At 68.9% G+C, this 26,590-nt stretch carries 22 protein-coding genes; 14 read left to right on the forward strand and 8 right to left on the reverse strand.

Annotated features, from left to right (window positions below):
• Positions 1–11 precede the first annotated feature (11 nt).
• Positions 12–1,085 carry a DNA cytosine methyltransferase gene (locus E6A26_RS01060; protein ID WP_136609326.1) on the reverse strand — a complete coding sequence of 358 codons (1,074 nt, stop codon included), beginning with the start codon at positions 1,083–1,085 and terminating at the stop codon, positions 12–14.
• A gap of 615 nt (positions 1,086–1,700) precedes the next feature.
• Here E6A26_RS01060 and E6A26_RS18115 point away from each other — a divergent pair.
• The 10 genes from E6A26_RS18115 to E6A26_RS01115 all read left to right on the forward strand — a co-directional run bounded on the left by E6A26_RS18115 (position 1,701) and on the right by E6A26_RS01115 (position 13,421).
• Complete coding sequence (locus tag E6A26_RS18115) at positions 1,701–2,273, forward strand: PASTA domain-containing protein (protein ID WP_407695348.1); 573 nt, start codon at positions 1,701–1,703, stop codon at positions 2,271–2,273.
• A gap of 646 nt (positions 2,274–2,919) precedes the next feature.
• Complete coding sequence (locus tag E6A26_RS01070; protein WP_136609328.1) at positions 2,920–3,942, forward strand: LacI family DNA-binding transcriptional regulator; 1,023 nt, start codon at positions 2,920–2,922, stop codon at positions 3,940–3,942.
• Between the two features lie 93 nt (positions 3,943–4,035).
• Positions 4,036–5,271, forward strand: a complete 1,236-nt coding sequence (locus E6A26_RS01075; RefSeq protein WP_136609329.1) for a sugar ABC transporter substrate-binding protein — start codon at positions 4,036–4,038, stop codon at positions 5,269–5,271.
• Between the two features lie 3 nt (positions 5,272–5,274).
• Positions 5,275–6,249 carry a carbohydrate ABC transporter permease gene (locus tag E6A26_RS01080; RefSeq protein ID WP_136609330.1) on the forward strand — a complete coding sequence of 325 codons (975 nt, stop codon included), beginning with the start codon at positions 5,275–5,277 and terminating at the stop codon, positions 6,247–6,249.
• 44 nt (positions 6,250–6,293) lie between these two features.
• A complete protein-coding gene (locus E6A26_RS01085; protein WP_234864895.1) occupies positions 6,294–7,127 on the forward strand; it encodes a carbohydrate ABC transporter permease in 834 nt (277 codons plus the stop codon).
• A 90-nt stretch (positions 7,128–7,217) separates the two neighbouring features.
• Positions 7,218–8,051 carry a ThuA domain-containing protein gene (locus E6A26_RS01090; RefSeq protein ID WP_136609332.1) on the forward strand — a complete coding sequence of 278 codons (834 nt, stop codon included), beginning with the start codon at positions 7,218–7,220 and terminating at the stop codon, positions 8,049–8,051.
• Positions 8,048–9,232 (forward strand): Gfo/Idh/MocA family protein, encoded by a 1,185-nt coding sequence (locus tag E6A26_RS01095; protein ID WP_136609333.1) that lies wholly within the window; start codon positions 8,048–8,050, stop codon positions 9,230–9,232. The genes E6A26_RS01090 and E6A26_RS01095 overlap by 4 nt, the downstream gene beginning before the upstream one ends.
• Before the next feature lie 488 nt (positions 9,233–9,720).
• Positions 9,721–10,353 (forward strand): hypothetical protein, encoded by a 633-nt coding sequence (locus E6A26_RS01105; RefSeq protein WP_168928644.1) that lies wholly within the window; start codon positions 9,721–9,723, stop codon positions 10,351–10,353.
• A 72-nt stretch (positions 10,354–10,425) separates the two neighbouring features.
• A complete protein-coding gene (locus tag E6A26_RS01110) occupies positions 10,426–12,162 on the forward strand; it encodes a glycoside hydrolase family 13 protein (protein WP_136609336.1) in 1,737 nt (578 codons plus the stop codon).
• A gap of 179 nt (positions 12,163–12,341) precedes the next feature.
• Positions 12,342–13,421, forward strand: coding sequence for an acyltransferase family protein (locus E6A26_RS01115; RefSeq protein WP_268815196.1), 1,080 nt, complete (start codon positions 12,342–12,344; stop codon positions 13,419–13,421).
• A 28-nt stretch (positions 13,422–13,449) separates the two neighbouring features.
• On the opposite strand, the gene E6A26_RS01120 is transcribed toward E6A26_RS01115, so the two are convergent.
• From E6A26_RS01120 to E6A26_RS01140, 5 genes are all read right to left on the reverse strand, one after another.
• Positions 13,450–15,585 (reverse strand): elongation factor G-like protein EF-G2, encoded by a 2,136-nt coding sequence (locus E6A26_RS01120; protein WP_136609338.1) that lies wholly within the window; start codon positions 15,583–15,585, stop codon positions 13,450–13,452.
• A 171-nt stretch (positions 15,586–15,756) separates the two neighbouring features.
• On the reverse strand, positions 15,757–17,421 hold the full coding sequence (locus E6A26_RS01125; protein ID WP_136609339.1) for an ATP-binding protein: 1,665 nt from the start codon (positions 17,419–17,421) through the stop codon (positions 15,757–15,759).
• A 195-nt stretch (positions 17,422–17,616) separates the two neighbouring features.
• The gene (locus tag E6A26_RS01130) at positions 17,617–17,922 is read right to left on the reverse strand and encodes a YciI family protein (protein WP_234864846.1); all 306 of its coding nucleotides are present in this window, start codon (positions 17,920–17,922) and stop codon (positions 17,617–17,619) included.
• Positions 17,923–18,051: 129 nt separating this feature from the next.
• Positions 18,052–18,447, reverse strand: a complete 396-nt coding sequence (locus E6A26_RS01135; RefSeq protein ID WP_136609340.1) for a VOC family protein — start codon at positions 18,445–18,447, stop codon at positions 18,052–18,054.
• A 186-nt stretch (positions 18,448–18,633) separates the two neighbouring features.
• On the reverse strand, positions 18,634–19,434 hold the full coding sequence (locus E6A26_RS01140; protein ID WP_136609341.1) for a potassium channel family protein: 801 nt from the start codon (positions 19,432–19,434) through the stop codon (positions 18,634–18,636).
• Positions 19,435–19,519: 85 nt separating this feature from the next.
• On the opposite strand from E6A26_RS01140, the gene E6A26_RS01145 reads away from it, so the two are divergent.
• The 3 genes from E6A26_RS01145 to E6A26_RS01155 all read left to right on the forward strand — a co-directional run bounded on the left by E6A26_RS01145 (position 19,520) and on the right by E6A26_RS01155 (position 22,085).
• Positions 19,520–20,296 carry a maleylpyruvate isomerase N-terminal domain-containing protein gene (locus E6A26_RS01145; protein ID WP_168928646.1) on the forward strand — a complete coding sequence of 259 codons (777 nt, stop codon included), beginning with the start codon at positions 19,520–19,522 and terminating at the stop codon, positions 20,294–20,296.
• An 82-nt stretch (positions 20,297–20,378) separates the two neighbouring features.
• Entirely contained in the window at positions 20,379–21,056 is a 678-nt protein-coding gene (locus E6A26_RS01150) for a haloacid dehalogenase type II (protein ID WP_136609343.1), read from the forward strand.
• Between the two features lie 249 nt (positions 21,057–21,305).
• Entirely contained in the window at positions 21,306–22,085 is a 780-nt protein-coding gene (locus tag E6A26_RS01155; RefSeq protein WP_136609344.1) for a C1 family peptidase, read from the forward strand.
• 143 nt (positions 22,086–22,228) lie between these two features.
• Here E6A26_RS01155 and E6A26_RS01160 read toward each other — a convergent pair whose 3' ends face one another.
• Complete coding sequence (locus E6A26_RS01160) at positions 22,229–22,990, reverse strand: hypothetical protein (RefSeq protein ID WP_136609345.1); 762 nt, start codon at positions 22,988–22,990, stop codon at positions 22,229–22,231.
• A gap of 107 nt (positions 22,991–23,097) precedes the next feature.
• On the reverse strand, positions 23,098–24,147 hold the full coding sequence (locus tag E6A26_RS01165) for a LacI family DNA-binding transcriptional regulator (RefSeq protein WP_136609346.1): 1,050 nt from the start codon (positions 24,145–24,147) through the stop codon (positions 23,098–23,100).
• 153 nt (positions 24,148–24,300) lie between these two features.
• On the opposite strand from E6A26_RS01165, the gene E6A26_RS01170 reads away from it, so the two are divergent.
• Positions 24,301–26,232, forward strand: a complete 1,932-nt coding sequence (locus E6A26_RS01170) for a glycogen debranching N-terminal domain-containing protein (protein WP_136609347.1) — start codon at positions 24,301–24,303, stop codon at positions 26,230–26,232.
• Positions 26,233–26,590: the final 358 nt, after the last annotated feature.

The raw sequence follows: 26,590 nt of genomic DNA on the forward strand, positions 1-26,590 counted from the left end.
GGTTGGTCGGACTAAGCGAGTTTGCTTGCCAGAAGCCGTCCGATAGCCGCGCCGAGTTCGACAGGCACCGCGTTTCCAATTTGACGGGCGATGGATGTTTTAGAGCCAAGCCACAGCCGGTCCAATGGAAAACCTTGTAGGAGCGCCGCCTCGAGGTGGGTGATCGCCCGATGCTCTTCCGGGTGTAGGTACCGTCCCTTCTCCGGCTTGAAGAATTCGGTGCGTATCGTGACAGACGGGCTATCCCAGCGAAGACGCCCCATCACGTCTCCCGATCCGGACCTATGGCTGACCCAACAAGGAGCCAGAAGATCCTCGGGAAGATCAAATCGGTTGCCACCCGGCGGAATAGCTTGAAAGCGTTGCAGAGAGATCTCGCGGTACTCACGGTCGACATGCAATTCGGCAGTGGTGTACGGGCCCCGCAACCTCGTCCCGTTGAATTCCGTCATGCGGTCTGCGAGGTCGGTCCCCGCCGGATCTTTTGAGACCGCGGCGAGCGCCCTTCTTACTGAAACGTGTCTACCTACATGAGTAGGAGCGGGGAACCCAGGGGAGGGGACCGAGCGATGATGGCCAATCAAGATCGCACGCTTGCGAGCCTGTGGAGCACCATAATCGGCTGCATTGAGCACGTGCCAGTCGAAGGCATAGTCGCTCAACATTCCATAGCGTCCAGTGGCCGCTTTGAAATCGGCAAGCTGTTCGGACTTGCTGAAGGCTGGGACGTTCTCCACTACGAAGTAGGTGGGCTTTGCCTGGACAATTGTCTCGGCGTACGCCTGCCACAGCTGGTTCCGCAGGTCGTTGGGGTCTCGTTTTCCCAGCAGAGAGAAGCCCTGACAGGGTGGGCCTCCGACTACGACGTCGGCTTTCGGCACCGCTCCTAGCTCAAGCCACTGCTCGATAGAGCCTGCGAAGATCTTCTTCCGGCCGAAAGTAGCAGCGAAGCTGGCAGCGGCCGCCAGATCGATCTCAACTGCTTGTTCGGTCACGAAATGCGGCGATGCTGCGTAGAGTCCCTGCGTTAGCCCGCCGGCTCCCGCAAAGAGGTCAAGGACGCGTATCGAATCCGAGACGGGCATGCGTTCATACGGGGCTCGAAGCCCTGGGGCGGTGCTCATGGTGCCTCAACCATAAGGGGTCTCCGTCTCGAGCACGCGCTGCGGCTCGAAATCTAGCATGAAATAGTTTGATTAGGAGTGCTGTCGCCCTCTACGACGAAGGAGGCGAGTAATCTTCCCGGCTGGCCGGGCTGGCGGTTTTGCCGAAGGCGAGGGCGCTCTGCGCAGCTTAGGTGGGGAACCCGCCAACGGGGCCGGAGGCGAAGGCGTTCTGCCTCCATTGCCCCCAAGTCCGCCAACCAGGATCCTTGTCGCTCAACAACTCGGGCCTCGTCCTCGACACGGAAGCCTCCGTCGTCGCAAATCGCCGACGACCGCTCGCCAAGTGGGAGCGGAGAGCGCTGACCACCATCGGCTTCGAGCCCGACGAAGTCCCTCCACGGAATCGTCAAGAGGGATCCCCTCGCGCTTGACTGAGGCGTGCCGCTTGGAAGGCTGGCCTGGCGAACGCCTGTATATTTCCTGTGAGCGGCGACGGTGGAGTGACTGTCCTCGCCGATAGTTTCAGCCGTTCTGCTGCCCACGCTTAAGAGGCGGTGCTTGTATGGGGGTTAATTCTTGAATAAGCCACTTGCGTTGGTTGTCCTTGCCGCGCTGCTGCTAACAGGATGCTCGAGCAAGGCCGCGGCCGAAGCTGGAGCCACAAAATCGGCGAGCCCATCCGCCACGGCCTCGGCTGAAAGCGTCGCTGTTCCTAATGAGGTTGGAAAGACCCTCGATAAGGCGCAGAAGGAACTCGAGGGACTGGGTTTCAAGGTGACGGCCTCCGATTCGGTCGAAGGCAAGACGATCATCGTCAAGGCGAACTGGGATGTCATCTCCCAAAACCCAACCGCAGGCAGTCCGGCGCCGAAGTCCTCGACCATCACCCTCGGGGTGAAGCACAACACTGACAGCCCGCCTCCCACACCTACGCCTACTTCCACTCCGACACTTACGCCAGCAGCACCCGTTGGCGCTGGCGTAGGCGCAGACGCCGAAGCGGGCGCCGGGGTTGGCACTGGATCGGGCGGTGGAGGTACTTCCGTGAACCTGCCGCCGGTTCCGCAGGCGCCGAACGTGGGGAGCGGAATTATTTGCAAGGACGGATATCTCTGGCCCGGGACGACCCGGCAGGGTGCTTGCCACGGTCACGGGGGTATCCGCTAGCGGATGGACGAGTTCCGCCCTGCGGGCGACGTGCAGGAAACGGCCCGGATGGTGTCTGCCGGGCCGTTTCCTGTTCCTGCGAAAAAAGCTGTCAGAGCGGATGACCCGACTCCATCGGATGTCCTTGGCCGGTCCGGCGAGGCGATCGAACGCTAAGCAAAAATCGGCGATCGGCTCGCTCTTGGTTGTGTCCCCACGATCGGTCGCTTTGGCTCGGCGGGAGCGGCCGTTTACGACTTCGGGGGACCGGCCGCTGGTCGGGTTCCATGGCACATCAGGAATTGTGTGCTGCGCCACGTTCGGCAGCTCCGTCGCGCGCTATTCATCGCTGGAGACACATTCATGACAATCCGTTTCTTCGACAGGCCGCGGCAGCCGTTGCGCTGAGGAACGGCGAAGGCCCGCGGAGCGTCGTCTATCTGTCGCGGATCGGATTCGTGCTCAAGCTCCGCGTGGAGTTCGTTCCGCCCGACGCACCGGATGACGCCATCTGGCCTTGTTGGGTCTTTCGATGACAATCCCGCTGGACCAGCAGGTCACCGTCGGCTGACCGGGCAGCCCTTGCCCCCGCCGTGTGACCCATGCCATACTCATCCTCGATACGCATCGACGATGCGGATCGACGACCACGAGGAGGTGACCCGCGATGCCCACCAGCAAGGACGTAGCCCGCCTGGCAGGAGTCTCGCAGAGCACCGTCTCGTACGTCATGAGCGGCCGGCGGCCCATCTCCGAGGAGACTCGCAAGCGTGTCGAGGACGCCATGGCGCAGCTCGCGTTCCAGCCGAACGCCGGCGCCCGCGCCCTAGCGAGCCGCCGCAGCCAGGTCATCGGCCTCGCGATCCCGTTCGTCCCGGACCTACACATGGGCTCGATCATGGAGTTCATCTCCGTCATCGCGGCCACCGCCCGACAGAGCGACTACGACATCCTGCTCATCACCGACGACGAGGGGCCCGAGGGCCTCGAGCGCGTCGTGGGCCAGCAGCTCGTCGACGGGCTCATCATCATGCAGGTCGCCGGAGACGACGCCCGCGTGCCGGTCATCCGCAAGCTCCCGGTCCCAAGCGTCCTCATCGGCGTCCCCGAGAAACGCGCGGGCCTCGAGTGCATTGATGCCGACTTCGAGCTCGCCGGCACCATGTGCGTCGAGGAACTGGCACGGCTGGGCCACGAAAACGTGATCCTCGTCGATTGGCAGGACACCGTGGTCACCCGCCACGTGAACTACGTCAAAAGGTTCCACCGCGGAGTCGACAAGGCGGCCGCCGCGGCGGGCGTCAAGGTCATCCGCACTCCAGGCCGCGTCACCATCGCCGGCATGGAGAAGGCCATCACCAAGGCCCTCAAGGAAAACACGGGAATCCCAGCCTTCATCGCCCCCGAAGGCGCCAACCAGGATCTCCTCGTCGAAGCCCTCACCAACCTGGGCCTCGTCCTCGGGAAGGACGTCTCCGTCGTCGTCAATTGCCCCGACCGGCTCGCCGAGCGCCAGCGCATCCCGCTGACCACCATCTGGATGGAGCCCGACGAAGTCTCCCGTCGCGCGGTCCGCATGATCGTCCGCGACCTCACCGACCCACAGTCCAGGCCCCACGAGGACCTGGAGCTCATCAAACCGGTGCTCAAGCGCCGGAAGAGCACCATCCGTCCGCGCTCCCAGCGCTGACGGTCCCCGAATCCGCACCCACGGAAACAGCACCACCGCACTAATCGATGCGCATCGTCGATGCGCATCGACAAATCGAACCAGGAGAACCCAATGAAGCGAACCTCCCTCACCGTCCGCACCGGGCTGGCCCTCGCGGCCCTCGCGGTGCCCGCCGTCCTCACGGGCTGCGGCTCCAACAGCGCCGCGTCGGCCAACGCCGACGTGAAGAGCATCTCCGTCCTCGACTACTACAACAACGAACCGGACAAGTCGTTCATCGGCGACGCCCTCAACAAGTGCGCCGAGAAGGCCGGCGTCACGCTCGACCGCCAGACCATCACCGGCGCGTCCCTCATCCAGAAGGTCCTCCAGCAGGCGTCGTCGAAGACGCTCCCGGACGTCCTCATGCTGGACAACCCCGACCTCCAGCAGATCGCCGCGACCGGCGCGCTCGCCCCGCTGAGCGACTTCAACGTCAGCACGGACGGCTTCGCGCAGGGCGTGCTCCAGGCCGGCACGTACAACGGCAAGGTCTACGGCCTGGCCCCGACAGTCAACACGATCGCCCTCTTCTACAACAAGGACCTCCTCGCCAAGGCCAGCGTCCAGCCGCCCAAGACATGGGACGAGCTCAAGGCCGCGGCCGCGAAGCTCACAAGCGGCAGCCAATACGGCATCGCGTTCGACGCCAACGCGACCTACGAGGGCACGTGGCAGTTCCTCCCGTTCATGTGGAGCAACGGCGGCGACGAGAAGGACATCGCCACCCCGCAGACGGCCGAGGCCCTCCAGCTCTGGACGGACCTCGTGAAGTCCGGCTCGGCGTCGTCGGGCGTTCTGAACTGGAAGCAGGCGGACGTCAAGGACCAGTTCGTGGCCGGCAAGGCCGCGATGATGGTGAACGGCCCGTGGCAGCTCCCCACGCTGGACAAGGCCCAGGGCCTCAACTACGGCATCGTCCAGCTCCCCGTGAAGTCCGCCTCGGACACCGAGGTCGCCCCGCTGGGCGGCGAGACGTGGACGGTCCCGCAGACCGGCAACAAGGCGAAGCAGGCCAAGGCCGCGCAGGTCGTGGCGTGCATGAACAGCGATGAGATGCAGACGTCGATGGCGAAGCAGCGCAACACGGTCCCGTCCAAGACCACGCTCGCGTCCCAGTTCGCGGCCGACAACCCCAAGCTCGCCGTCTTCACCGACCTCATCAAGTCCGCCAGGGCCCGCACCGGTGAGCTCGGCGCCGACTGGCCCAAGGCCGCGACCAAGATCTACACCGCGATCCAGACCGCGCTCACGGGCAAGGCCTCGCCGAGCGACGCGCTCCAGCAGGCGCAAAACAGCAACGGCTGACGCATGACGACGACGACGACCACCACCCGAGCGCCCGTCCGCCGCGCCGCGTCGGTTGGGTCAGGGCGACCTCACGGAGGCCCGCCGAGCGCGCGGCGGCGCCGGGAACGCCTGTACCAATGGCTCTTCCTGGTCCCCGCGTCCGTGTACCTCGTGCTGTTCTTCGGCTACCCCGTAGTCAAAAACCTCATCATGAGCTTCCAGGACTACGGCACGGCGACCTTCTACACGGGCGAGGCCCCGTGGGTCGGCTTCGACAACTACGCGAAGGTCCTCGGCTCCACGATATTTACGACGGCGGCGCTCAACACCGCGCTGTTCACGGCGGGTTCGATCGTGGGCCAGTTCGTGATCGGCCTCGGGCTCGCGGTGTTCTTCCGGAAGAAGTTCCCGCTGAGCGGGGTGCTCCGCTCGCTGCTCCTGCTGCCGTGGCTCATCCCGCTCATCGCGAGCGGCGCGGTGTGGAAGTGGATCCTCGACAAGGACTCGGGCGCGCTCAATCAGTTCCTCGAGGCGCTGCACCTCGTGCCGAACGGGGTCCCGTGGCTCACGAGCACGCAGCTCGCGCTCGTGGCCGTGGTCGGCGTGAACGTCTGGATCGGCATCCCGTTCAACGTCACGATCCTGTACGGCGGGCTCCAGGACATCCCGGACGAGCTCTACGAGGCCGCGGCGCTCGACGGCGCGACAGGCTGGCGCTCGTTCTGGAACATCACGTGGCCCATGCTTCGGCCCGTGGTGAACGTGGTCCTGGTGCTCGGGGTGGTCTACACGCTCAAGGTCCTGGACATCATCCTCGCCTTGACCGGGGGAGGGCCCGCCAACGCGAGCCAGACCATCGCGACGGAATCCTACGCGCTGTCCTTCGAGCAGTTCCGCTTCGGCGAGGGATCTGCGCTCGGCAACATCCTCGTGCTCATTTCGCTCGTGTTCGCGCTCTTCTACCTGCGGGCCAGCCGGCGCGGCGTCGAAGACTGAAAGGAGGAATCATGTCCGCTATTTCGACCACTTCGTCCGGCACCATGCCGGCCAGGGCCTCGGCCCGCGCCGCGAAGCGCACCGGCCTGCCGTACACGGCCCTCGGGATTCTGTTCCTCGCGATCATGCTGTTCCCCGTCTACTGGATGGTGAACGCCTCGCTCCAGCCCAACGGCACCACGATCCAGGCCACGTGGTTCCCGATCCACCCCGACTTCTCGGGCTACGGCACGGCTCTGGCACAGCAGGGCCAGAACCTCGGCACGAGCCTGATCGTGGCGCTCGGGAGCGTGGTGCTGAGCCTCGCCATCGCGGCCCCCGCGGCCTACGCGCTGAGCCACTTCACGGTCCGGGGCACGAATATCGTGCTGTTCGCAATCCTCATCAGCCAGATGATCCCGGGGATCGTGGTCGCGAACGCGCTCTATACGGCGTACAACGACCTGGGGCTGCTCAACACGATCGGCGGCCTCATCCTCGCGGACTCCTCGCACGGGGTTCCGTTCGCGATCCTCATCATCCGCGCGTTCATGGGCTCGCTGCCGTCCTCGATCATCGAGGCCGGGCGCGTGGACGGGGCGGGGCACGTGCGCGTGTTCTGGTCGATCGTGCTGCCCGTGAGCCGGAACGCGCTCATCACGGCGGGGCTCTTCACGTTCCTGTTCGCGTGGAGCGACTTCCTGTTCGCCCTCACGCTCACCACCACGGACGCGGTCCGGCCTGTGACGCTCGGCCTGTACCAGTACATCGGTTCGTACGTCACCGACTGGAGTTCCGTCATGGCGACGGCCGTGCTCGCCTCGCTCCCCGCCGTCGTCCTTCTGCTCGTCGCCCAGAAGTTCGTCGCCGCCGGCACCTCGACCGGCGCCGTGAAGTAGCTGTACCCGAAAGGGCTGAATCGCCCTAGTAGCTGTACCCGAAACGACTGAACAGCGGTAGTAGCTGTACCCGAAAGGAAAGACAGACTCATGACTCAACCACCCGTACGCGCTACTCGCGTCACCGTGTGGGGCGAATACCGGCACGAGCTCCGCGAGGAGCACGTGGCGGCGATCTACCCCGACGGCATGCACACCACGATCGCGGAGGGCATCCGCGAGAACCTCGGCGACCGGGCCGCGGTCCGCACCGCGACGCTCGACGAGCCCGAGCACGGCCTCACCGAGGACGTCCTCGCCGAGACCGACGTCCTGACCTGGTGGGGCCACATGGCCCACGGCGAGGTGAGCGACGAGGTCGTCGAGCGCGTGCACCGTCACGTGCTCTCCGGCATGGGCCTCGTGGTGCTGCACTCGGGCCACTGGTCCAAGATCTTCCAGAAGCTCATGGGCACCACGTGCACCCTGCGCTGGCGCAGCGAGCAGGACCGCGAGCTCGTGTGGACCGTCAACCCGACGCACCCGATCGCCCAGGGCGTCCCGCACCCCATCGACATCCCCGCCCAGGAGATGTACGGCGAGTTCTTCGACATCCCCGCGCCGGACGAGCTCGTGTTCGTGAGCTCGTTCAGCGGGGGAGAGGTCTTCCGCTCGGGCTGCACGTTCCGCCGTGGCCACGGCAAGATCTTCTTCTTCAGCCCCGGCGACCAGGACTACCCCGTCTACCACCACCCCCACGTGCGGCGGGTCATCGCGAACGGCGTCGAGTGGGCGCGTCCCGACCGCCCCGAGCGCGGCCTCCCGACGCTCCTGCGCTACGAGACCGGCGAATTCTTCCAGGGCACGGACTACTCCCACGCCGCGCCGGAGATCGCCGGGGCGCGCGAGGCCGCGGAGGCGACCCCGGAAGAAGCCCGCGCATGAGCGCTCGGCAGGGCTTCGCGACCGTACCGCACGACGGCGGGCCGCTGCGCATCGTCGTGGTCGGCGCCGGATCGATGGGCAAGGCGTGGCTGCGCACGGTCTCCGCGAACAGCGACGTCGAGCTCGTGGGCATCGCCGACCTTGACCTCGCGGCCGCCGAGGCGGCCGCCGCCGAGCTGGGCACGCCGGGCCTCCCCGTGGGGCGCGACGCCGTCGAGCTGGCTCGGCGATCAGGCGCACAGGCGATCATCAACGTCACCATCCCGGCCGCGCACCACCCGGTGACGACGGCGGCGCTCCTCGCCGGCTTCCCCGTGCTGGGGGAGAAGCCGGTCGCCTCGACCGTGGTCGAGGGGCTCTCGCTCGCTGCCGCGGCCGAGCACACGGGCCAGCTGTTCATGGTGAGCCAGTCGCGCCGGTACAACCGGCACCTGTTCGCCGCGAAGGCCCAGGCCGAGGAGCTGGGCCGCCTGGGCATCGTGTCCGTGGACTTCTTCAAGGCCCCGCGGTTCGGCGGCTTCCGCGAGGTCATGGCGAGCCCGCTCCTGCTCGACATGGCGATCCACCAGTTCGACATGGCCCGCTTCCTCCTCGATGCAGACCCCGTCTCCGTGCTGTGCGACGAATACAACCCCGCGTGGAGCTGGTACGCCGGCAACGCGGCGGCGACGGCGACCTTCGAGTTCGACGGCGGTGCGCGCTTCGTCTTCAACGGCAGCTGGTGCAGCCCCGGGTCGGAGACGTCGTGGAACGGCTCGTGGCGGGTCTCGGGGGAGCGCGGCACGGTCCTGTGGGACGGCGACCACGAGCCGACCGTTGGCCCGGCCCCGGCCGGGTCTGCAGCACCGGCGGGGAGCGTCGCTGAGGTGGGATCGGCCGTCGAGGCGAGCGGCGCCGTCGTCCGCTCCGTGCACGACCCCGGTGCCGACATCGCGGGCTCGCTCCGCGAATTCGTCGCCGCGGTGCGCACGGGAGTCGAACCCATGGGGCGCGTGCACGCCAACGTCGTGAGTCTCGCCATGGTCGAAGCGGCCGTGAAAAGCACGACGGCGGGGCGTCGCGTCGCGCTCGAAGAGATCCTCGGCGACTCGTACGAGGCCGCCCTCGCGGCCGAGACCAACGAGGAGGTGCTGCGGGTCCTCAAGTCGTGGCCGTCGGTGCGGGCAGGTCTGGCCGGCTGACGCCCGGCGCTGTCCGCGCTCGGGCGCTGCCTGCGGATTGAACCTGCGCTGCACCGGCGTCGTCCTCTAGGCACGGTGCCCGACTGTCCGTCGTCGGGCACCTCCGGAGGGCATCATGAAGCTTCCACGCACCGCTGCGGCCGCCGCTGCTCTCGGCGCAACTCTCGTCCTATCCGGGTGCCCGGGGTCGCCACAATACGCGCCGCAGCCGAGTCCCGCGGTCTCGACGCCGTCACCCAGCGTGACGCCGACCCCAACGGTGACGCCGGCGGACGCTCCGCCGTCGGACACCCCACCAACGGCGCCGACTGACACCGCGACGCCGTTGCCCGCGGCCCCGCCTCCACCACCTCCGCCTGCCCCGGTGGCGCCTGCCCCGGCGGCACCTGTGCCGGCTCCGCCGCCGGCCGTCGTCCCGCCTCCCGCTCCGGCTCCGCCGCCTGTGGTCCCGCCGCCGCTGCATCCCGGCGGAGGCGACCACGACGCCGATGATCGCGGCGGTCCCGACGATGGCGACGGCAACAAGTAAGGCGCGCGCAGCGGCTGCGGTGGCGGCGTTGATCGTGACGCTCACCTCCGGCTGCGGTGCGCCGCACGGCCGCGGCCAGGAGCCCGACGCGGCCGTGTCGAAGGGGCCCGCCTTCGCGTGGTTCCGGGCTGGCGCGGCTCCCGTCGGCTGGAAGATGTTCGGGCTTCCCGACGGGACAGCGGCCTTGTCCGTCTCGCCGGAAGCAGAGCCTGCTCAGAGTGACCCGGGGAGCGTGACCGCCGAGGTCCATTCGCCGAGCGGAGAGCTTCTGCTGTACTTCAACGCGACGCCCAAACAGGGCGACGAGACGGTGGCCGCGTGGCCCGAGTTCCGCCTCGACCACCTCGCGGACGAGAACGGCGGCCCTGCCAAGAAGCTCTCGAGCCGCGTCGGAATGGCGTTCCTCGGGGGAACGGGCTCGTGCGTCGAGGACACCTACACGGCCCGCGTGGGCCATGACTACCACGAGCTCGCGTGCTTCGTGGAGGGTGCGAGCGGCGGAAGCGTCCTGGTGGTCGCTGCGCCGCCCCAAGATTGGGACCGCTACAGCCCTCTGGTGCAGCAGGCCGTCGATGCGTACGCGGTGCGCTGAGCCGATGCGGCGCCGGGCCGGTGCGGCGCCGGGCTAGCGTGGCGGCGAAGCGGCAGACCTAGACTTGGGGCCATGTGTGCAGAGCTGTCCGAGTCCGAGTCCGTGATCGACGCCGAGGCATCGCAACCCTGGTTCCGCAGCGCGGTCGTCTATCAGGTGTACCCGCGCAGCTTCGCTGACTCCAACGGCGACGGCATCGGAGACATCCCGGGGATTATCGGCAAGCTCGACTACCTCAAGCGCCTCGGCGTCGACGTCGTGTGGCTCTCTCCCGTGTACCGCTCGCCGCACGACGACAACGGCTACGACATCAGCGACTACCGGGACGTCGACCCCGTGTTCGGCTCCCTCACGGACCTCGACGAGCTCATTGCCGGCCTGCACGAGCGCGGCATGAAGCTGGTCATGGACCTCGTGGTCAACCACACCTCCGACGAGCACCCGTGGTTCGAGGAGTCCCGCTCCTCGAAGCTCTCCCCGAAGCGGGACTGGTACTGGTGGCGGCCAGCGCGGCCCGGCCACGAGCCCGGCACGCGCGGGGCCGAGCCCACCAACTGGGGATCGTTCTTCTCCGGGCCCGCGTGGGAGTACGACGAGGCGACGGGGGAGTACTACCTCCACCTCTTCTCGAGGAAGCAGCCGGACCTCAACTGGGAGAACCCCGAGGTCCGCGAGGCCGTCTACGCAATGATGAACTGGTGGCTCGACCGCGGGGTCGACGGCTTCCGCATGGACGTCATCAACTTCATCTCGAAGGATCTCGCCCTGCCGGATGGACCCGTGGCCGCGGGGCGGCTGTACGGAGACGGCGCTGCCTCGTTTATGTGCGGCCCGCGCATCCACGAGTTCCTCCACGAGATGAACCAGGCCGTCTTCGCGGGCCGCGACGGCGCTCTGCTCACGGTGGGGGAGATGCCCGGCGTCACGGTCCACGACGCCGCCCTCTTCACCGACCCGGCGCGCGCCGAGGTGGACATGGTGTTCCAGTTCGAGCACGTGGGACTCGACCATGCGGGAAGCAAGTGGGCGCCGAAGCCGCTGCGGCTCACGGACCTCAAAGCCTCGCTCGGGCGCTGGCAGGAGGGCCTGGCCGAGCACGGCTGGAACAGCCTCTACTGGGGCAACCACGACCAGCCCCGCATCGTCTCCCGCTTCGGGGACGACGGCGACTACCGCGAGCTGTCCGCGAAGATGCTCGGCGGAGTCCTGCACTTCCACCGCGGAACGCCCTACATCTACCAGGGCGAGGAACTCGGCATGACCAATATGAGCTTCGCCGCGATCGACGAGTACCGGGACATCGAGGTGCTCAACCACTACCGCGAGGCCATCGGCGCGCGGGGTGAGGACCCCGCCGTCGTCCTTTCCGCCATGGCCCTGCTTAATCGCGACAACGCCCGCACCCCGGTCCAATGGACGGCGGGGGAGCAGGCCGGCTTCACGACCGGCACACCGTGGATCGCGGTCAATCCCAATGCCGCGGAGATCAACGCCGAGGAGCAGCTGGACCGCGAGGATTCCGTCTTCAACTTCTACCGCCGGCTCGTCGAGCTCAGGCACGGTCTCCCGGTCATCGCCCACGGCGACTTCAGGATGCTCCTGCCCGACGACGAAGCCGTCTACGCCTATACCCGCACCTATGCGGGCACCGAGCTGCTGGTCCTCGGCAACTTCACGGCGGACGAGCGCCGCGCCGACGTCGGCGACCCATCGTGGGGGTCGGCCGAACGCATCCTTGGGAACTACCGCGACCCCCGCGGCCTGACGCTCAGGCCCTGGGAATTCGCCGCCTTCATCCGGACCCCCTAACCCGCCCACCCTGGTCAGTCGACGCGAAGGATCTGCCAAGGGTTGGGCGAGGATTCCGGCGGACGGCCCTGCACCAGGGTGGTGTGGAAGGAGACTAATCAGGGGGTGGCCCACCCTCGCAATCCCGCACCGGAAGGGGACGTCTGGATGGTCCGCCAGCAGATCTGGAGCACTGGGCAGTGAGAAGACTGCATTCACTGACGAGCCTTCGGTTCGTGGCCGCTGCAGCCGTCGCGCTCATGCATGGCTTTGGCAAATACAGGCTTCCCGTCGTGGACCTCGGATTCGTGGGCGTGAGCTTCTTCTTCGTCCTTTCAGGCTTCGTACTGACCTGGGCGGACACGACGCAGGCGGGCACCGGCGTGTTCCTGCGAAACCGCTTTGCGAAATTGTTTCCCCTGAGTGCCGCCACTCTGGCCATCGCGGCACTCGTCACCGTAGCCCCGAATACCAACTCCATCTATTTCTTGCAGAGTCTCACCCTCACCCAGGCGTGGGGACCGATGTCGTCGTCGTCCTTCAATCCTGTGACCTGGTCGCTGTCCGCGGAAGCCTTCTTCTATCTCTTGCTGCCGGTGCTCGTGAAGGTGATGCGTCGTTTCACCGTCCGGGAGCTCGTGGGCACGGTGGTGTTCCTCGCGATCCTTCAGCCCGTTATGGGACTGATGATTCAGCTCACGCTGGGCGTCGAGGTCGATGCAGGGGCCGCCCACTTCGTCACCTACGACTTCCCGCCGTACCGGCTCGCAGAATTCGTCATCGGCGTTGCCCTGGCGCTCCTCCTCAAGTCCGGACACACGCCCTCGCGCACGATCCAGTTCGCCGCCGCCGCAGCGACCACGGCAGGACTCATGCTCGCCCTCATCGCCGACCTCCTCCACGTCACGCCATGGTGGGCGATGGAGGCTCTCATGCTGCCCGCCGTCGTCGTACTCATCTGGACGTCCGCGCGGCGGGAGCTTTCCGGAACCAATAGTCTCTTGACTCACCCCCGCATGGTTGCGCTCGGGGACCGGTCGTTCTCGTACTACATGGTTCACTACCTCGTGCTGGGCTCGGTGGCCCTGGCGATTGGTGCCGGGCCCCAAAGCCTCCCGTGGTGGCTCGTGCCGCCAGCCCTTATCGCGGCCGCGGCCGTCGCAGAGCTCGCTTATCGATACGTGGAAAAGCCATGCGAACGGGCGATCCGAGACCTGTTTGCGCGTCAACGCGCCCGCCCTCTCGCCGACTCACCGACGAGTCTCGCGCAGACGCCGTGACGTCGAGGAAAGACTGTCCCCTCCGCGCTCAGCTGCCCACCGTTGGGTCGTGGCGCAGGTATTCGCGGCGGAAGCGGCCGGTGCCGGCCGTGAGGGCGCGGAGCTCGATCGCGTAGCGCAGCAGTTCCGCGTCGGGGACCTCCGCGGTGATCTCCGTGGCGTCCTCGCCCGACGTCGTCCCGGTCAGACGCCCGCGTCGGGCCGAGAGGTCGCTCATGACGGAGCCCACGTACTCGTCCGGGACGCTGAGAGTCACCGAGGAGACGGGCTCGAGGAGCCGGATGCGGGAGGTCGCCGCGGCCTCGCGCAGCGCGAGGGCCCCCGCGGCCTGGAACGCGGCGTCGGACGAGTCCACGCTGTGGGTCTTGCCGCCCACGAGCGTCACCCGGATGTCCACCACCGGGAAGCCCTGCGCGAGGCCTCGCTCCATCTGCGCCCGCACGCCCTTCTCGACCGACTGGATGTACGCCGCAGGGATCACGCCGCCCACGATCTTGTCGACGAACTCAAAGCCGCCGCCGCGCGGGAGCGGCTCGACCTCGATGTCGCAGATCGCGTACTGCCCGTGCCCGCCTGACTGCTTGACGTAGCGGCCGTGGCCCGAAGCGGGAGCGGCGAAGGTCTCGCGAAGGGGAGTGACGACGTCGACCGTTTGAAGCTTGACGCCCTGCTCGCGCAGCCGGTCCAGCACCACCTCGGCGTGGGCCTCGCCCATGCACCACAGCACGAGCTGATGCGTCTCGGGGTTGCGCTCGACGCGGAGCGTCGGATCGCCCGCGGCGACCTTCGCGAGGCTCTTCGCGAGTGCGTCCTCGTCGCCGTGGGACGCAGCCTCGACGGCTACCGGCATGAGCGGCTCGGGCATGTCCCATGGGTCCACGAGCAGAGGGAAGTCGCGCGCGGAGACGGTGTCGCCGGTCTCGGCGGACAGCCGCGCGACCGCGCACAGGTCGCCGGCGACGGCATACGGCGCAGCCCGGAGTGTCGCCCCGAAGGGCGAATAGAGGTGGCCGAGGCGCTCGTCGCTGTCGTGGTCGGGGTGGCCGCGCTCGGCGAGACCGTGCCCCGCCACGTGCACGGGCGTGTCCTCGCGCAGGGTGCCCGAGAAGAGCCGCACGAGGCATACCCGGCCGAGGAACGGATCCACCGTGGTGCGCACGACCTCGCCCGCGAGGGGGCCGTCCGGATCGCACTTGAGCGGGCCGACGCGCTTCCCGTCGAGGTCCGTCACGGCCGGAACCGCGTGCTCGACCGGCGAAGGGAAGCCGCCGGTGAGCACCTCGAGGAGCTCCGCCGTGCCGAGGCCGTTCGTCGCCGACGTCGGGATCACCGGGAAGAACGAGCCCCGCGCCACGGCCGTCTCGAGGTCGTCGACAAGCACGTCGAGCCCGATCTCCTCGCCGCCGAGGTACCGGTCCATGAGGGTCTCGTCCTCGCTCTCGGCGATGATCCCCTCGATGAGCTCTCCCCGCGCTTCGTCCCACCCGCCGCGCTCGCCGGGTTCGGCGGGACGCACCTCGGGCTGGAGGTCGTCGCCCGAGTAGTCGGAGACGTTGCCCGAGAGGAGCCCGAGCAGCCCGGTCACGGCGCCGTCGGTGCGCAGCGGCAGGTAGAGGGGAAGCACCGATTCGCCGAACGACGCGCGGCACGCGGCGAGGACGCCGTCGTAGTCCGCGCGCGGGTGGTCGAGCCTGCTGATGACGACGGCGCGCGGCATGCCCACGCGTTCACACTCGGCCCACAGCGCGGTCGTGGCGGCGTCGATGCCGTCGACCGCGGAGACGACGAACAGCGCGCCGTCGGCCGCGCGAAGCCCGGCCCGCAGCTCGCCGATGAAGTCCGCGTATCCCGGCGTGTCGAGCAGGTTCACCTTGACGTCGTCCACGAGGACCGGGGCGACCGAGAGCGTCACGGAGCGCTGCTGGTGCACGGCCGAGGCGTCGGAATCGCCCACGGTGGTGCCGTCCGCGACCGAGCCCATCCGCGTGATCGCACCGGTCGAGGCGAGCACGGCCTCGAGCAGTGTCGTCTTGCCGGCGCCCGAATGGCCCACGAGCGCGACGTTGCGGATGAGCTCCGACCTGTCCACGGCAGGGGAGGCGCCGGCATCGGAGCCTGCCCGGCCCGCGGCCTTCGCTGTGCCGTTCGTGCTCTTCACGGACATGAGCGCCTCCTGATCCCCGACGATCTGGGCCCCGTGACGGTCCGGCCTGCTCACAGTCTGACCTGCTCAGAGTCCGGCCTGCTCACATTCTGGCCCGTCACGAACCTGGCCTTAATGGTGTGCCCTACACCCTTCTCGCGGCGAGATGACACGTCAAGGGGATATTGGCCGTCAGCGCTTCGGCGCGGACCATGTCGGCGGCACGCGCAGCGGAAGGCGGAGCGTGAAGACGCTTCCCACGCCGACCTCGCTCGTGCACTCGAGTTCGCCGTCGTGCCGTTCGGCCACTTCCTTCGCGAGCGCGAGACCCAGGCCCGTGCCTGGGACGCCCGAGCGGACGGCCGCATCACTGCGCTGGAAGCGCGTGAAGACGCGCTTGAGATCTTCGGCAGCGATGCCGAAGCCCTGGTCGCGGACGGTGCAGACCGCCCACCGTCCCTCCGCTGCAGCAGTGAGTGTCACGGTGGTCCCGGACGCGGAGTACTTGAGCGCGTTCGAGACGAGATTGTCGAGGACCCTCACGAGGCCCGTGCGGTCCCCGAGGACGGGCAGGGGACCGTCGGTCGACACGTTGAGCATGATCGCGCGGCCGGCCGCCTCGGGTCCCGAGGAGTCCCCGGCCTGCCGGACGAGCTCGGAGAGGTCGAGGGGAAGGCGGATGGCCGCGGCCTCGTCGCCTGTGAGCGCGGCGGCGAGGATGCCGTCGACCATGTGGTTGAGGTGTCTCGCGTTGCGCGTCATGATCTGCAGGTCGGACCTCGCTGCGGGGCTCAGCGTCTCCTCGTCCTGGAGGAGCTCCGCGTAGCCGAGGATGTTCGTCAGCGGTGTGCGGAATTCGTGGGACATCGCGGCGAGGAACTTGTCTCGCGCGTGGACGGCGGCCACGACGTCGGTGACGTCCGCGGAGGCGAGCACGGTCCCCGCGCGCTGGCCGGCGGCGTCGTCGAAGGGCCGGGCGGAGATGGAGACGGTCCGCGCCTCGGCGCCCCGGCCGAGCCGGAAGACCTCGTGCTCGACCGTCTCGCCGGCCTTGGCCCGTCGGAGCACGCGCTCGTCGGGAGGCACCGGGTCTTCGGACCCTTCGCGGAAGACGAGCAGCGCCTCCTCCCGGTCCGTCGGGACGCCCTCCGGGAGGGCAGCGACGTAGAGCTGGCGCTGCTTCGCGTTCATGAACGCGCTCTGGCCCTCCTCGTCGAGGACCAAAACCCCGACGTCGACCGTCTCGAGCACCGTGTCGAGCAGCCGCTCGCGGGTCTCACTGCGCCGCAGCAGCTCCTCGACGCGCTCCTGCTGCGCCATCGCGCTGAGGGTCATGACGGACGTGCCGATCCCGATCGAGAACAGCATGAACGGGATCAGGACCTCTGCCGCGAGGGTGCGGGGTGTCGCGGTGCCGTCGATGAAATGCGGCACCCAGACGATGAGCAGCGACGCGAGGCCACCGATCGGGACCATGATGCGCGGCCGGAAGCCCGATCCCGCGAGCCACATGATCGGGAGGACGGCCAGAAGGTTCAGCCCCCTGAGCGAGTCCGCGTTCGAGTAGTGGAGGATCCCGATCGGCACGAAGTCGAGGATGGGGAGGACGAGGAAGAGCCCGTATGGGAGGCGATCCCAGGGGAGCGCGAAGCTGAGGATCAGGATGACGAGCGCGATGCCCTGCCCAATGAGGAAGCCCGGATCCGTGAACACACTGGCATCCGCGATGGCGGCGATGGCGCACACGAGCAGGAGCATGACGTTGAACGGGAGCTGGCTCAGCACCACGCGCCCCCGCATGCTCAGCTCATGGAATCGGACCTGTCCCAACATCATCACGTCGAGAACCTTCTCCACGGAGCCCTCCCGACTGACCAGTGGCAGAAAGGTCAATTCTGTGACGAGGAACGTCACAGGGACAGTGCCAACGTGGACCGGGGTTTCCGATGCCGGAGTTACAGGTAGCTGCAGATCTCCTCGGATCCGTCACGCCCCGTGGGGATCCGCCCGTGGGGATCCCTCACGCCGGGCGGGCGGTGGCCGCTTGGCCCGTCAGTCCGCCCCGGTGAGCCACGTCCGGACCGCCCACGAGGACACGACGCCCTCGGTGACGAACGGGTCGCTCGCGGCGAAGACTTCGGCGGCCTCCCGGGTCGCGAAGATGTTCATGGCACCGGGCTGGCCGGGGGCCGGTTCGGCGAAGGGGCCGGTGAAAAGCAGCTCGCCGGGCTGCTCGGCCCGGAAGGAATTGGTGTATTCGTGGTGCGCTGGGAAGACCTCGGGCACTCGCGTGCGGCCCTCCTCACCGGAGAAATAGAACAGGACGAATCGTTCGGTCCACTGCGGGGCTTCAAGCATGGCTCGATTCTCCGTGATCGCGGCCGGGTTGCCCAATCATGGAGTGCTCCGCGGCCCGCTTCGCCGCGAAACGGTGCGAGGCCGCCGCGAGACGGTGCTCGAGGACCTCGGCGCTCGGGGTCCCGGCGGTCAGCTGACGGCCGGCGAGGGCTCGAGCCGCCTGCGCAGGAGGCAGAATTCGTTGCCCTCGGGGTCGGCCAGAACGTGCCAGTTCTCATTCCCGGTCTGGCCCACGTCGGCGGGGCGGGCGCCGAGCGCGAGCAGACGCTCGAGCTCGGCGTCCTGGTCCCGGTCCACGGGATTGACGTCGATGTGCAAGGGGAGCTTCCCGGTCCGCGGATCGCTGCTGGGGCTCAGGATGATGGTGGGCTGCAGGCCGCCGAACCCAGCCTCGGGTGGGCCGATCTCGATCGCACCATCCTCCTCGCGGCCGAGTTCGGCATAGCCGAGCACCTCGCTCCAGAACCGCGCAAGCAGTTCGGGGTCGGCGCAGCTGAGGACCAGTTCGCTGATGCGGCATGCCATGCGCCCAGTCTACGAATACCGTGATGCGCGCCACATTCGTCGCGGAGAAGGCGACCGGGCGGCTTCTGGGGTTCGTATCGTAAGGGTTCGCATCGCGAACCCTCAGCTTGCGGTCCGAGACCGGAGGTTAAACCCTCCGGTCTCGGCGCAAACCTCCGGTCTCGTGCGGCAGGAGCCCTCACGCCTTCACGGGGAGCCGGCCCGCCGCGTGCCCTCGCGCTCCTCCTGGGCGGCCTCAAGCGCCGCGGCGAGCCGCGCGACCTGCTCGGTCAGCGCCTCGACCTTGGACTCGAGCGTCTCCTCGATCTCCTCGACCTCCGCCTCGACCTCCTCGACCTCGGCCTCCATCTCCGCCTCGACTTCCGCCACAGTCCGCTGCGAAACGCTCTCCACGAGCCAAGCGGCGATCGAAGCCGTCACGACACCGAGCACGGCGATGCCCGCGATCATGAGCCCCGCAGCCACGAACCGCCCGACGATCGTCACTGGGTAGTGGTCGCCGTAGCCCACGGTCGTGATGGTCTCGAGCGCCCACCAGATCGCGTCTCCGAACGAACGGATGTTGGAGCCCGGCTCGTTCTGCTCGACGTCCTCCACGGCGAGCGCCGCGCAGTAGACGATCATCCCCGCCGAGCCCACCACATAGAGGAGCAACCGCCCACGCAGGGCGGCGCCTGCCTTGTTGTGCACCACGCGCAGGAACGTCACGAGCCGCAGGAGCCGCAGCGGCCGGAGCGCGGGGAGGGCCAGGATCGCGAGCTCGTGGAGGTTCCGCACGAACCAGCGCCCGCGATCGGGGGCTAGGATGAGCTGCCCTGCGTAGTCGACCACGAACATCGCCCACGCCACCCACACGAGGACTTCTGCCCAAATGCCCTCGGATTCGGGCAGATTCGCGATCACCTGGATGGAATACGCCGCGAGGAACACGACCGCGGCCGCGAGTGTAGGCCACTCCGTGAGTCTCCGCCACCGCTCGATGGTCATGGCCGAAGGGTACCGCCGCGCGGGCCCCCTGTGGACACCCCCGCGAACGTGACGGCGCACGGCTGCGGCGCGCTATCGTGTGCGCGTGACCCAGAGCGATACCGCCGCCCTCCCGCCCGACTTCGCTTCCGCCGTCGGCCGCCTCGACGAGCTGACGGCACAGTTCGCCGCCGGAGCGGGGCGCATCGGGTGCTGGGACGCGCCCGTGCCGACGTGCCCGGGCTGGAGCGTGCGCGACCTCGTGCTGCACCTCGGCACGATCCACGGTTGGGCCGCCGCCGCGATCGGCGCGGAGCACGCGCCGGCCGACCCGCCGTTCGACGGCGAGGGCATACCGCTCCCGAAGTGGTACCGGTCCCGGAGTGCGTCGCTCGTCGAGGCCCTGCGCGAGGCCGGGCCCGAGGCCCCCGCCTGGACCCTCTGGGGCGACCGCGTCGCGGCGTTCTGGGCGCGACGCCAGCTCCACGAGACGGCGGTCCACGCCTACGACCTCTCCGTGGCCCTCGCCGCCGGCGCCGGCGAACCCGCACCCTGGTCGGTCCCGGACGCTGTCGCGCTCGACGGGCTGCGCGAGGTCATCGCTGGCTTCTATCCGCGCCAGGTGCGGCTTGGGCGCACGGCGGGGCTGCCCGGCGTCGTGCGTTTCGAGGTGCGCACGGACCGGGGCGAGCCGCTCGCCTCGCTCGAGGCGCCGGCGTGGGGCGCGGACAGCAGCACGAACGACGGCGGGGCCGCGCCCGAGCTGGGCGCGGTCGCCGGGACGGCCGCCGAGCTGTACCTCGCGGTGTGGGGCCGCGGGCCCTATCCGGGGGCGTCGGAGGAACTCGCGGCGGCGATCAGGGCCGCGTGCCTCACGCCCTAGAGCGCGCGCCGGCCAGCCGGGCTACGATGAGCCCGCACGCTCCGCCCACCGAAGCCCTGCCCGGCACACGTCAGGAGAAGCCATGCCGAACCGACCCCAGGTCATCGTCTTCGACGTCAACGAGACCCTCTCCAACATGGGCCCCATGGGCCAGCGGTTCGCAGACATCGGGGCGCCCGCGGGTCTCGCGAAGCTCTGGTTCGCCATCCTCCTGCGGGACGGTTTCGCCCTGACGGCGGCGGGCGACAACCCCGCGTTCGCCGAGGTCGGCGCCGAGGTCCTGCGCAGCGTGCTGCGGGGCGTGGACCTGAACCGCCGCCTCGACGAGGCCGTCCCCTACGTCATGTCCGGCATGCTCGAGCTCGGAGTCCACCCCGATGTGCCCCACGGCGTGCGGGCCCTCCGCGACGACGGCTACCGGCTCGTCACGCTCACGAACGGCGCGACCGCCGTCGCGGAGCGGCTGTTCGAGGGCGCGGGGATCCGTGACTGCTTCGAGGCGCTCCTGTCCGTCGAGGACGCGCCCGCGTGGAAGCCCGCCGCCTCGGCCTATCGGTACGCCGCGGACGCCTGCGGTGTGACCGCTGAGGACATGCTGCTCGTCGCCGTCCATCCATGGGACATCCACGGTGCCGCGCGGGCCGGCCTCCAGACTGCCTGGGTCGAGAGGGGCGGTGCCGCCTATCCCTCGTACTTCGAGGTCCCGGACATCACGGCGGCAGGGGTCGACGGCGTCGCGACGGCGCTGCGCGAGAGGTGACCGCCTTCGCGTACCACGTGACCACGCGCTGACTGCGCGTGTCGAGCTCTTGACAGGCTCATAGCGGGATTAATAAAATCGAAAGACAAATTCGTTTCGTCCGGCCTGAAACCCCCAGCATTCAGGCCGGAGGCACCAGCCGGGCGCCGGGCATCACGCCTCCCGCCCGGCTGGAGGCGCCGATCCCCGCCTCCCGCGGTCTCGCATCAGCTCGGGCGGCTGCGGCCGCCATGCGAAAGGTCTTCCCCCATGACCACCGAATCTGTCGCGCGCACCAACCACTCTTACGGTTGGGTGCCGGACGTCCCCGACCAGCGCGACCACCTCTTCGCGGCGCCGCCCGCCGTCCTCGGCGCGCTCCCGCCGTCGACGGACCTCACGGCGCACTGCCCGCCCGTGTATGACCAGGGCCACCTCGGCTCGTGCACCGCCAACGCGATCGCGGGCGCCCTCGAGTTCGACGCGGACAAGCAGGGCATCACGGGATACACCACGCCGTCGAGGCTCTTCATCTACTACAACGAGCGCTCCATGGAGGGCACGGTCGCGAGCGACTCCGGTGCCCAGATCCGTGACGGCATCAAGTCGGTCGGAGCGCAGGGCGCGTGCCCTGAGACTGAGTGGCCCTACGACATCTCGCAGTTCGCCGTTCAGCCAGGCCAGCAGTGCTACGTCGACGCGAAGCAGCACCGCGCCGTCGCGTACCAGCGTGTGGTGCGGAGCCTCCAGCAGATGCAGGGCTGCCTCGCCGCCGGCTATCCGTTCGTGTTCGGCTTCACGGTCTACGAGTCCTTCGAGAGCCAACAGGTCGCGCAGACCGGCGTCGCCCCGATGCCCGCCCCGAGCGAACAGGTGCTCGGCGGGCACGCGGTCGTGGCCGTGGGCTACGACAATGCGAGCCAGCGCTTCCGCGTGCGGAACTCGTGGGGGCCGGGCTGGGGACAGGCCGGGTACTTCACGATGCCGTACCAGTATCTGCTCTCGTCCGGGCTCTCGAGCGACTTCTGGACAGTCCGGACCATCAGCTGACGAGTTCCCCGAGCTGCCCGCCCCCGTACCTGTACCCGAGATGGGTGTGGGGGCGGGTAGCTGTACCCGAGATGGGTGTGGGGGCGGGTAGCTGTACCCGAGATGGGTGTGGGGGTGGGTAGCTGTACCCGAGATGGGTGAGGCTAGCTGCCGAAAGCCAGACCGGGCGTCCAGTGCAGGCGCAAGTCTGGTGCTTCGGAGCGCTCCCTGGACGGGAGCTCCGTGGACGGGAGCTCCGTCGACGGGCGGTCCTCGCCGGGGCCGATGGGATACTCCCAGTCGGCCTCGGCCTCGGCCTGCCCCTGGAGGTCCGCGTAGTAGATCAGCGTTCCGGCGGGCGGGGCCACGGTGGCCAACCCGATCGAGTGCTTGAGGAACGCGGGGTCGAGGCACAGCGCTTTGCCTGCGCCCGTGGTCCGGAACGGCGCGGGGGCGATCGAGCGCGCCGGCGCGGCGGCGGTCCCGTAGAGGATGGCGAAGCCCGCGCGGCTGTACGTGTCGGCGGCCGCGTGCAGCAGGGCCGCGCCCAGCTCCGAGGATTCCGGCGCCGTGATCGCTGTGATCTCGGCGGCGAAGACGAGCGTGAGCCGCTCGAGCTGGAGGGGGCCCGAGAATGAGCCGGGCTCGCTGAATGGCTCGACTGCGGGCTGTGCGACGAGCACGGCCTGGCGGCCCTTGAGGTCCGTGGCGATTAGAACGGACGAGACAGCGTTGACGGCGGCCGTGTACCCGCGGGCGTGAGCGGTGGCGAGCACCTCGTGGAAGCACTGCGTGCCCTGTTCCGCGGCGTCGAGAGCCGCCGAGGCGGTCCCGTTCGCGATGGCCTGCGCCAAGGCAGGAGGGACAAGGGCCGAGAGCCCGTGGATGCGGGCGAAGTCGTCGGGGCTGGCCTTCCGGATACGCACGGAAAGTGGACTGGGGAAGGGGGCACTGGGCCCCGGGACTGGAACCATCGTCGGTTTCTTCTTTCGAAAAGAGTGGTGCGCCCTCTGGTTCGGGCGGAGGGTTGAGGTCAGCTGAGGGGACGGGAGCTTGCCCGGACCACGAGCTGGGGTACGAGGAGCCGACTGGTGCCCGAGGTGCTGTGGGCTCCGTCGATCTGGGCGAGGACGCTGCCGAGGGCCCAGCCTGCGGCCTCTTCGAGGGGCTGGCGCACCGAGCTCAGTCCGAGCGCGGCAGCGGTGGGGCTGTCGTCGAAGCCGACGACGGCGGCCTCCGGGCCCGCGGCGCTGAGCGCGCCGACTGCGAGCGAATCGGAGGCACACACGAAGGCGGTGGCGCCGGCGTCGAGCAGTCGACGCGCGGCATCGGCCCCTTCGAGGATTCCGTCGCGTTGAGAGGAATCCAAGGCACGGCGCTGGCGCGGGGGGACGCCAGCGCCGGCCATGGACGCCTCCCACCCGCGGCGGCGATCGTCTCCGGTCGCGCCGTCGTGCAGGTAGCCGATAAAGCCGATGTTGCGGTGGCCGAGCTCGAGGAGATGAGCCGTGGCCGCCGCGGTCCCGGCCGAGCCGTCGATGTCGATCCACGCGTGCGCGCCGTCGTCATCGGTTTCCTCGTCGCCGGGCCAGGGGCGTCCGAAGACGGCGTAGGGGACGCCGTTCTCGGACAGCCAGCGGTAGCGCTGATCGTCCCGGTGGGTGTCGACCAGGACGAAGGCGTCCACGGCCCGGGTCTGAGTGAGGGCTGCGAACTGACGAAGCTCGGCCTCGTCGGAATCGGCCGTGTAGAGCATGACGCGGTAGCCCTGCCCCTCGGCCTGGGCAGACAGGGTGTGCAGGAAGGTATCGAGCACGATGCCGCCGATCCCGTCCCGGATGGGATCGAGCCGGTAGGCGAGCACGCTCGATCGTGCCGTGCGCATCTGCCGCGCCGCGGCGCTGCGCACGTAGCCGGAGTCGTCGATAGCCGCGAGCACCCGCTTGAGGGTCTCGGGCTGAAGGCGCTCGGGGTTGTTGAGTGCGTTGGAGACGGTCTGTCGGGACACCCCGGCCATGGCGGCGACGCTGGAGACTGTGGGCCGGTGGCCAGGCACAGCGCTGTGTGTGGTGTCCTGATCCATGGTCGCTCCTCTCCGTCGTGAAGCTCTTTCGCGTCTTTGATCGATCAACTACGGTGATCGGTAGGTTTTTGATTGATCAAATTCGGGGATGTCTCCAGAATTGACTACACGGTCCGGCATGTCAAGCAACTCACAGGAAGCGATGCGATTCCAATGCCCGAGAAGCTCCAGCCATTCCTCCATGAACTCGAGATCGTGTTCCGCGCGCCGACGCAGGCGTGGTCTGATCGGGACGGGCAGATCCGGGCCGGCGTGCCGGGGCATCCCACAGTCCAGGGCGTCATGCACTCCGACGTCCGCGTGCTGAGCGAGGCCGTCCTCGAGGTGGCTGGCCAAGAACCCGAGCCGGCCGGCTCGTGGCGCGAGGGCGGCGCCTTGACGGTCGTCGCGCTCCCGCGGATCGTCGACGGACCGGGCGGGGACCCGACAGCCCGGGTCACGCGCACCCGCCGCGTCGAGCCTAGCTCCATGACGGAAGATCTCGAGTTCGCGTGCGCCACGGACCAGCCCCTCACCGCCGAGTTCACGCTGCACCTCGCGGCGGACATGGTCCCCATGCAGATTGTCCGCTCGGGCGGCTCGACGGATGCCGTCCCCGCCAGGCTGACCGAAAGAGGGCTCACGTGGACCGCGGAGGAGGTGACCGCCGTCGTCGAGGCGCCGGACGCCGCCGTCGACCTCTCGGATCCCGCCCACCCCGTGCTGTCGTGGACGCTCACGGCGGCTCCCGGGAAGCCGGCCCGCGCCTCGTGGCGACTCGCTGCGGAGGACGCGATCGCCGCCGTCGTCGGTGCACCCGGTGAGGCGCCGCTCGCGTGGCGCGACCGCGCGGGGACGCGCCAGCCTGCGGACGTGCGCCTTGGCCGCTTCCTCGAGCAGTCGCTGCTCGACCTCGACGGACTGCGGATGTCGCTGCCCAAGCTGCCAGGGTGCGAGTTCCTCGGTGCGGGGGCCCCGTGGTACTTCACGCTGTTCGGGCGCGACGCGCTGTGGGCGGCGCGTTTCCTCCTGCCGCTCGGCACCGAGATGGCCGAGGGCACGCTCACGGTGCTTGCCTCGTACCAGGGGACGAAGGCCAACGCCGAGGCGGAGGAGGAGCCGGGCAAGATCATGCACGAGCTGCGTCGCACCGGGCTCACTCTCCACGACGAGAAGATCAGCCTCCCGCCCATCTACTACGGCACGGTGGACGCGACGCCGCTCTGGCTCTGCCTCCTCTACGACGCGTGGCGTGCCGGCATGCCCGTCGACGCGGTCGAGCGCCTCCTCCCGAGCGCCGAGCGCGCCCTCGCGTGGGTGGCCGCCGGCGTCCGCGAGGGCTACCTCAAGTACCTCGACACGACCGGCCACGGGCTCGCGAACCAGGGCTGGAAGGACTCCGCGGATTCGGTCCAGTTCCGCGACGGCGAGCTCGCGAAGGGGTCCATCTCGCTGTGCGAGGTCCAGGCCTACGCCCACGAGGCGCTCGTGCACGGCGCGGAGCTGCTCGAGGCGTTCGGCAGCGCGGGGACCGCCTCGGACGGCACGTCGCCGGTCCAGCTCCGCGACGCCGCGGCCGGCTTGGCCGCGCGGTTCCGGGCGGATTTCTGGCTACGGGACGAGTTGGGCCCGTACGTGGCGATCGCGCTCGACGGAGACGGCACGCCCGTGGACACCGCGACCTCGAACATGGGGCACCTGCTCGGGACGGGGCTCCTGAGCGCCGAGGAGGAGGCGATCGTCGCGCGGCGGCTTGTGGACCCCGAGCTCGACTCGGGCTACGGGCTCCGGACACTCGCGACGTCGAGCGCGGGGTACTGGCCACTCAAGTACCACGGCGGCTCGGTCTGGGCCCACGACACCGCGATTGCGATTCGCGGCCTCGCCGCGTCCGGCCATCGGGCCGAGGCCGCCCAGCTCGCGGAGGGGCTGCTCAAGGCCGCGGAGTCGTTCGGGTACCGGATGCCGGAGCTCCACTCCGGCGACCCCGCCGCGGGGGAGGGCCGCGCCGCCCGGGCCGTCCCGTACCCCACGGCCTGCCGGCCGCAGGCGTGGTCGGCGGCCTCCGCCGTCGTGATCGCGGATGTGCTCGGCGAGCTCGGCTGAGCTTGCGCCGCTGGCGTCGGCGGCTCCCTCGGGGCCTCGGCGCGGATTTCGACCTTTGTTGAGACGCCATGACGGCGTGTCGCGGTGCGACACGCCGTTCTGGGCTGAATCAGGTGGCCAATCAAGGTCGGGAACCGAGGGGTGGGGCCGCGGCGCCCCGGGAGGGCCGCTGGACGACGGCGCGGCGCGCCTTGGAGGGCAGCCCGACGACGGCGCGGCGCGCCTTGGAGGACAGGCCGACGACGGCGGAGGGGGCCGCCGCCGTCGTCGTCGGCTTCCTCGCCGCATCGGCGCGGATTTCGACCTTTGATCAGACGCCGGGACGGCGTGTCGTCGTGCGACACGCCGTTCTTGGCTG

The organism is Sinomonas albida (assembly GCF_004919045.1).
GTDB lineage: Bacteria > Actinomycetota > Actinomycetes > Actinomycetales > Micrococcaceae > Sinomonas > Sinomonas albida.

Coding starts and splice junctions, on each gene's coding strand:
- E6A26_RS01130 (WP_234864846.1), bottom strand. CDS start 17,922: ATGCTTGAAGCCCCGCAGTGGACCGAACGATTCGTCCTGTTCTATTTC.
- E6A26_RS01135 (WP_136609340.1), bottom strand. CDS start 18,447: ATGGCATGCCGCATCAGCGAACTGGTCCTCAGCTGCGCCGACCCCGAA.
- E6A26_RS01090 (WP_136609332.1), top strand. CDS start 7,218: ATGACTCAACCACCCGTACGCGCTACTCGCGTCACCGTGTGGGGCGAA.
- E6A26_RS01105 (WP_168928644.1), top strand. CDS start 9,721: ATGATCGCGGCGGTCCCGACGATGGCGACGGCAACAAGTAAGGCGCGC.
- E6A26_RS01075 (WP_136609329.1), top strand. CDS start 4,036: ATGAAGCGAACCTCCCTCACCGTCCGCACCGGGCTGGCCCTCGCGGCC.
- E6A26_RS01170 (WP_136609347.1), top strand. CDS start 24,301: ATGCCCGAGAAGCTCCAGCCATTCCTCCATGAACTCGAGATCGTGTTC.
- E6A26_RS01085 (WP_234864895.1), top strand. CDS start 6,294: ATGCCGGCCAGGGCCTCGGCCCGCGCCGCGAAGCGCACCGGCCTGCCG.
- E6A26_RS01095 (WP_136609333.1), top strand. CDS start 8,048: ATGAGCGCTCGGCAGGGCTTCGCGACCGTACCGCACGACGGCGGGCCG.
- E6A26_RS01060 (WP_136609326.1), bottom strand. CDS start 1,085: ATGCCCGTCTCGGATTCGATACGCGTCCTTGACCTCTTTGCGGGAGCC.
- E6A26_RS01070 (WP_136609328.1), top strand. CDS start 2,920: ATGCCCACCAGCAAGGACGTAGCCCGCCTGGCAGGAGTCTCGCAGAGC.
- E6A26_RS01140 (WP_136609341.1), bottom strand. CDS start 19,434: ATGACCATCGAGCGGTGGCGGAGACTCACGGAGTGGCCTACACTCGCG.
- E6A26_RS01150 (WP_136609343.1), top strand. CDS start 20,379: ATGCCGAACCGACCCCAGGTCATCGTCTTCGACGTCAACGAGACCCTC.
- E6A26_RS01080 (WP_136609330.1), top strand. CDS start 5,275: ATGACGACGACGACGACCACCACCCGAGCGCCCGTCCGCCGCGCCGCG.
- E6A26_RS01155 (WP_136609344.1), top strand. CDS start 21,306: ATGACCACCGAATCTGTCGCGCGCACCAACCACTCTTACGGTTGGGTG.
- E6A26_RS01120 (WP_136609338.1), bottom strand. CDS start 15,585: ATGTCCGTGAAGAGCACGAACGGCACAGCGAAGGCCGCGGGCCGGGCA.
- E6A26_RS01110 (WP_136609336.1), top strand. CDS start 10,426: ATGTGTGCAGAGCTGTCCGAGTCCGAGTCCGTGATCGACGCCGAGGCA.
- E6A26_RS01165 (WP_136609346.1), bottom strand. CDS start 24,147: ATGGATCAGGACACCACACACAGCGCTGTGCCTGGCCACCGGCCCACA.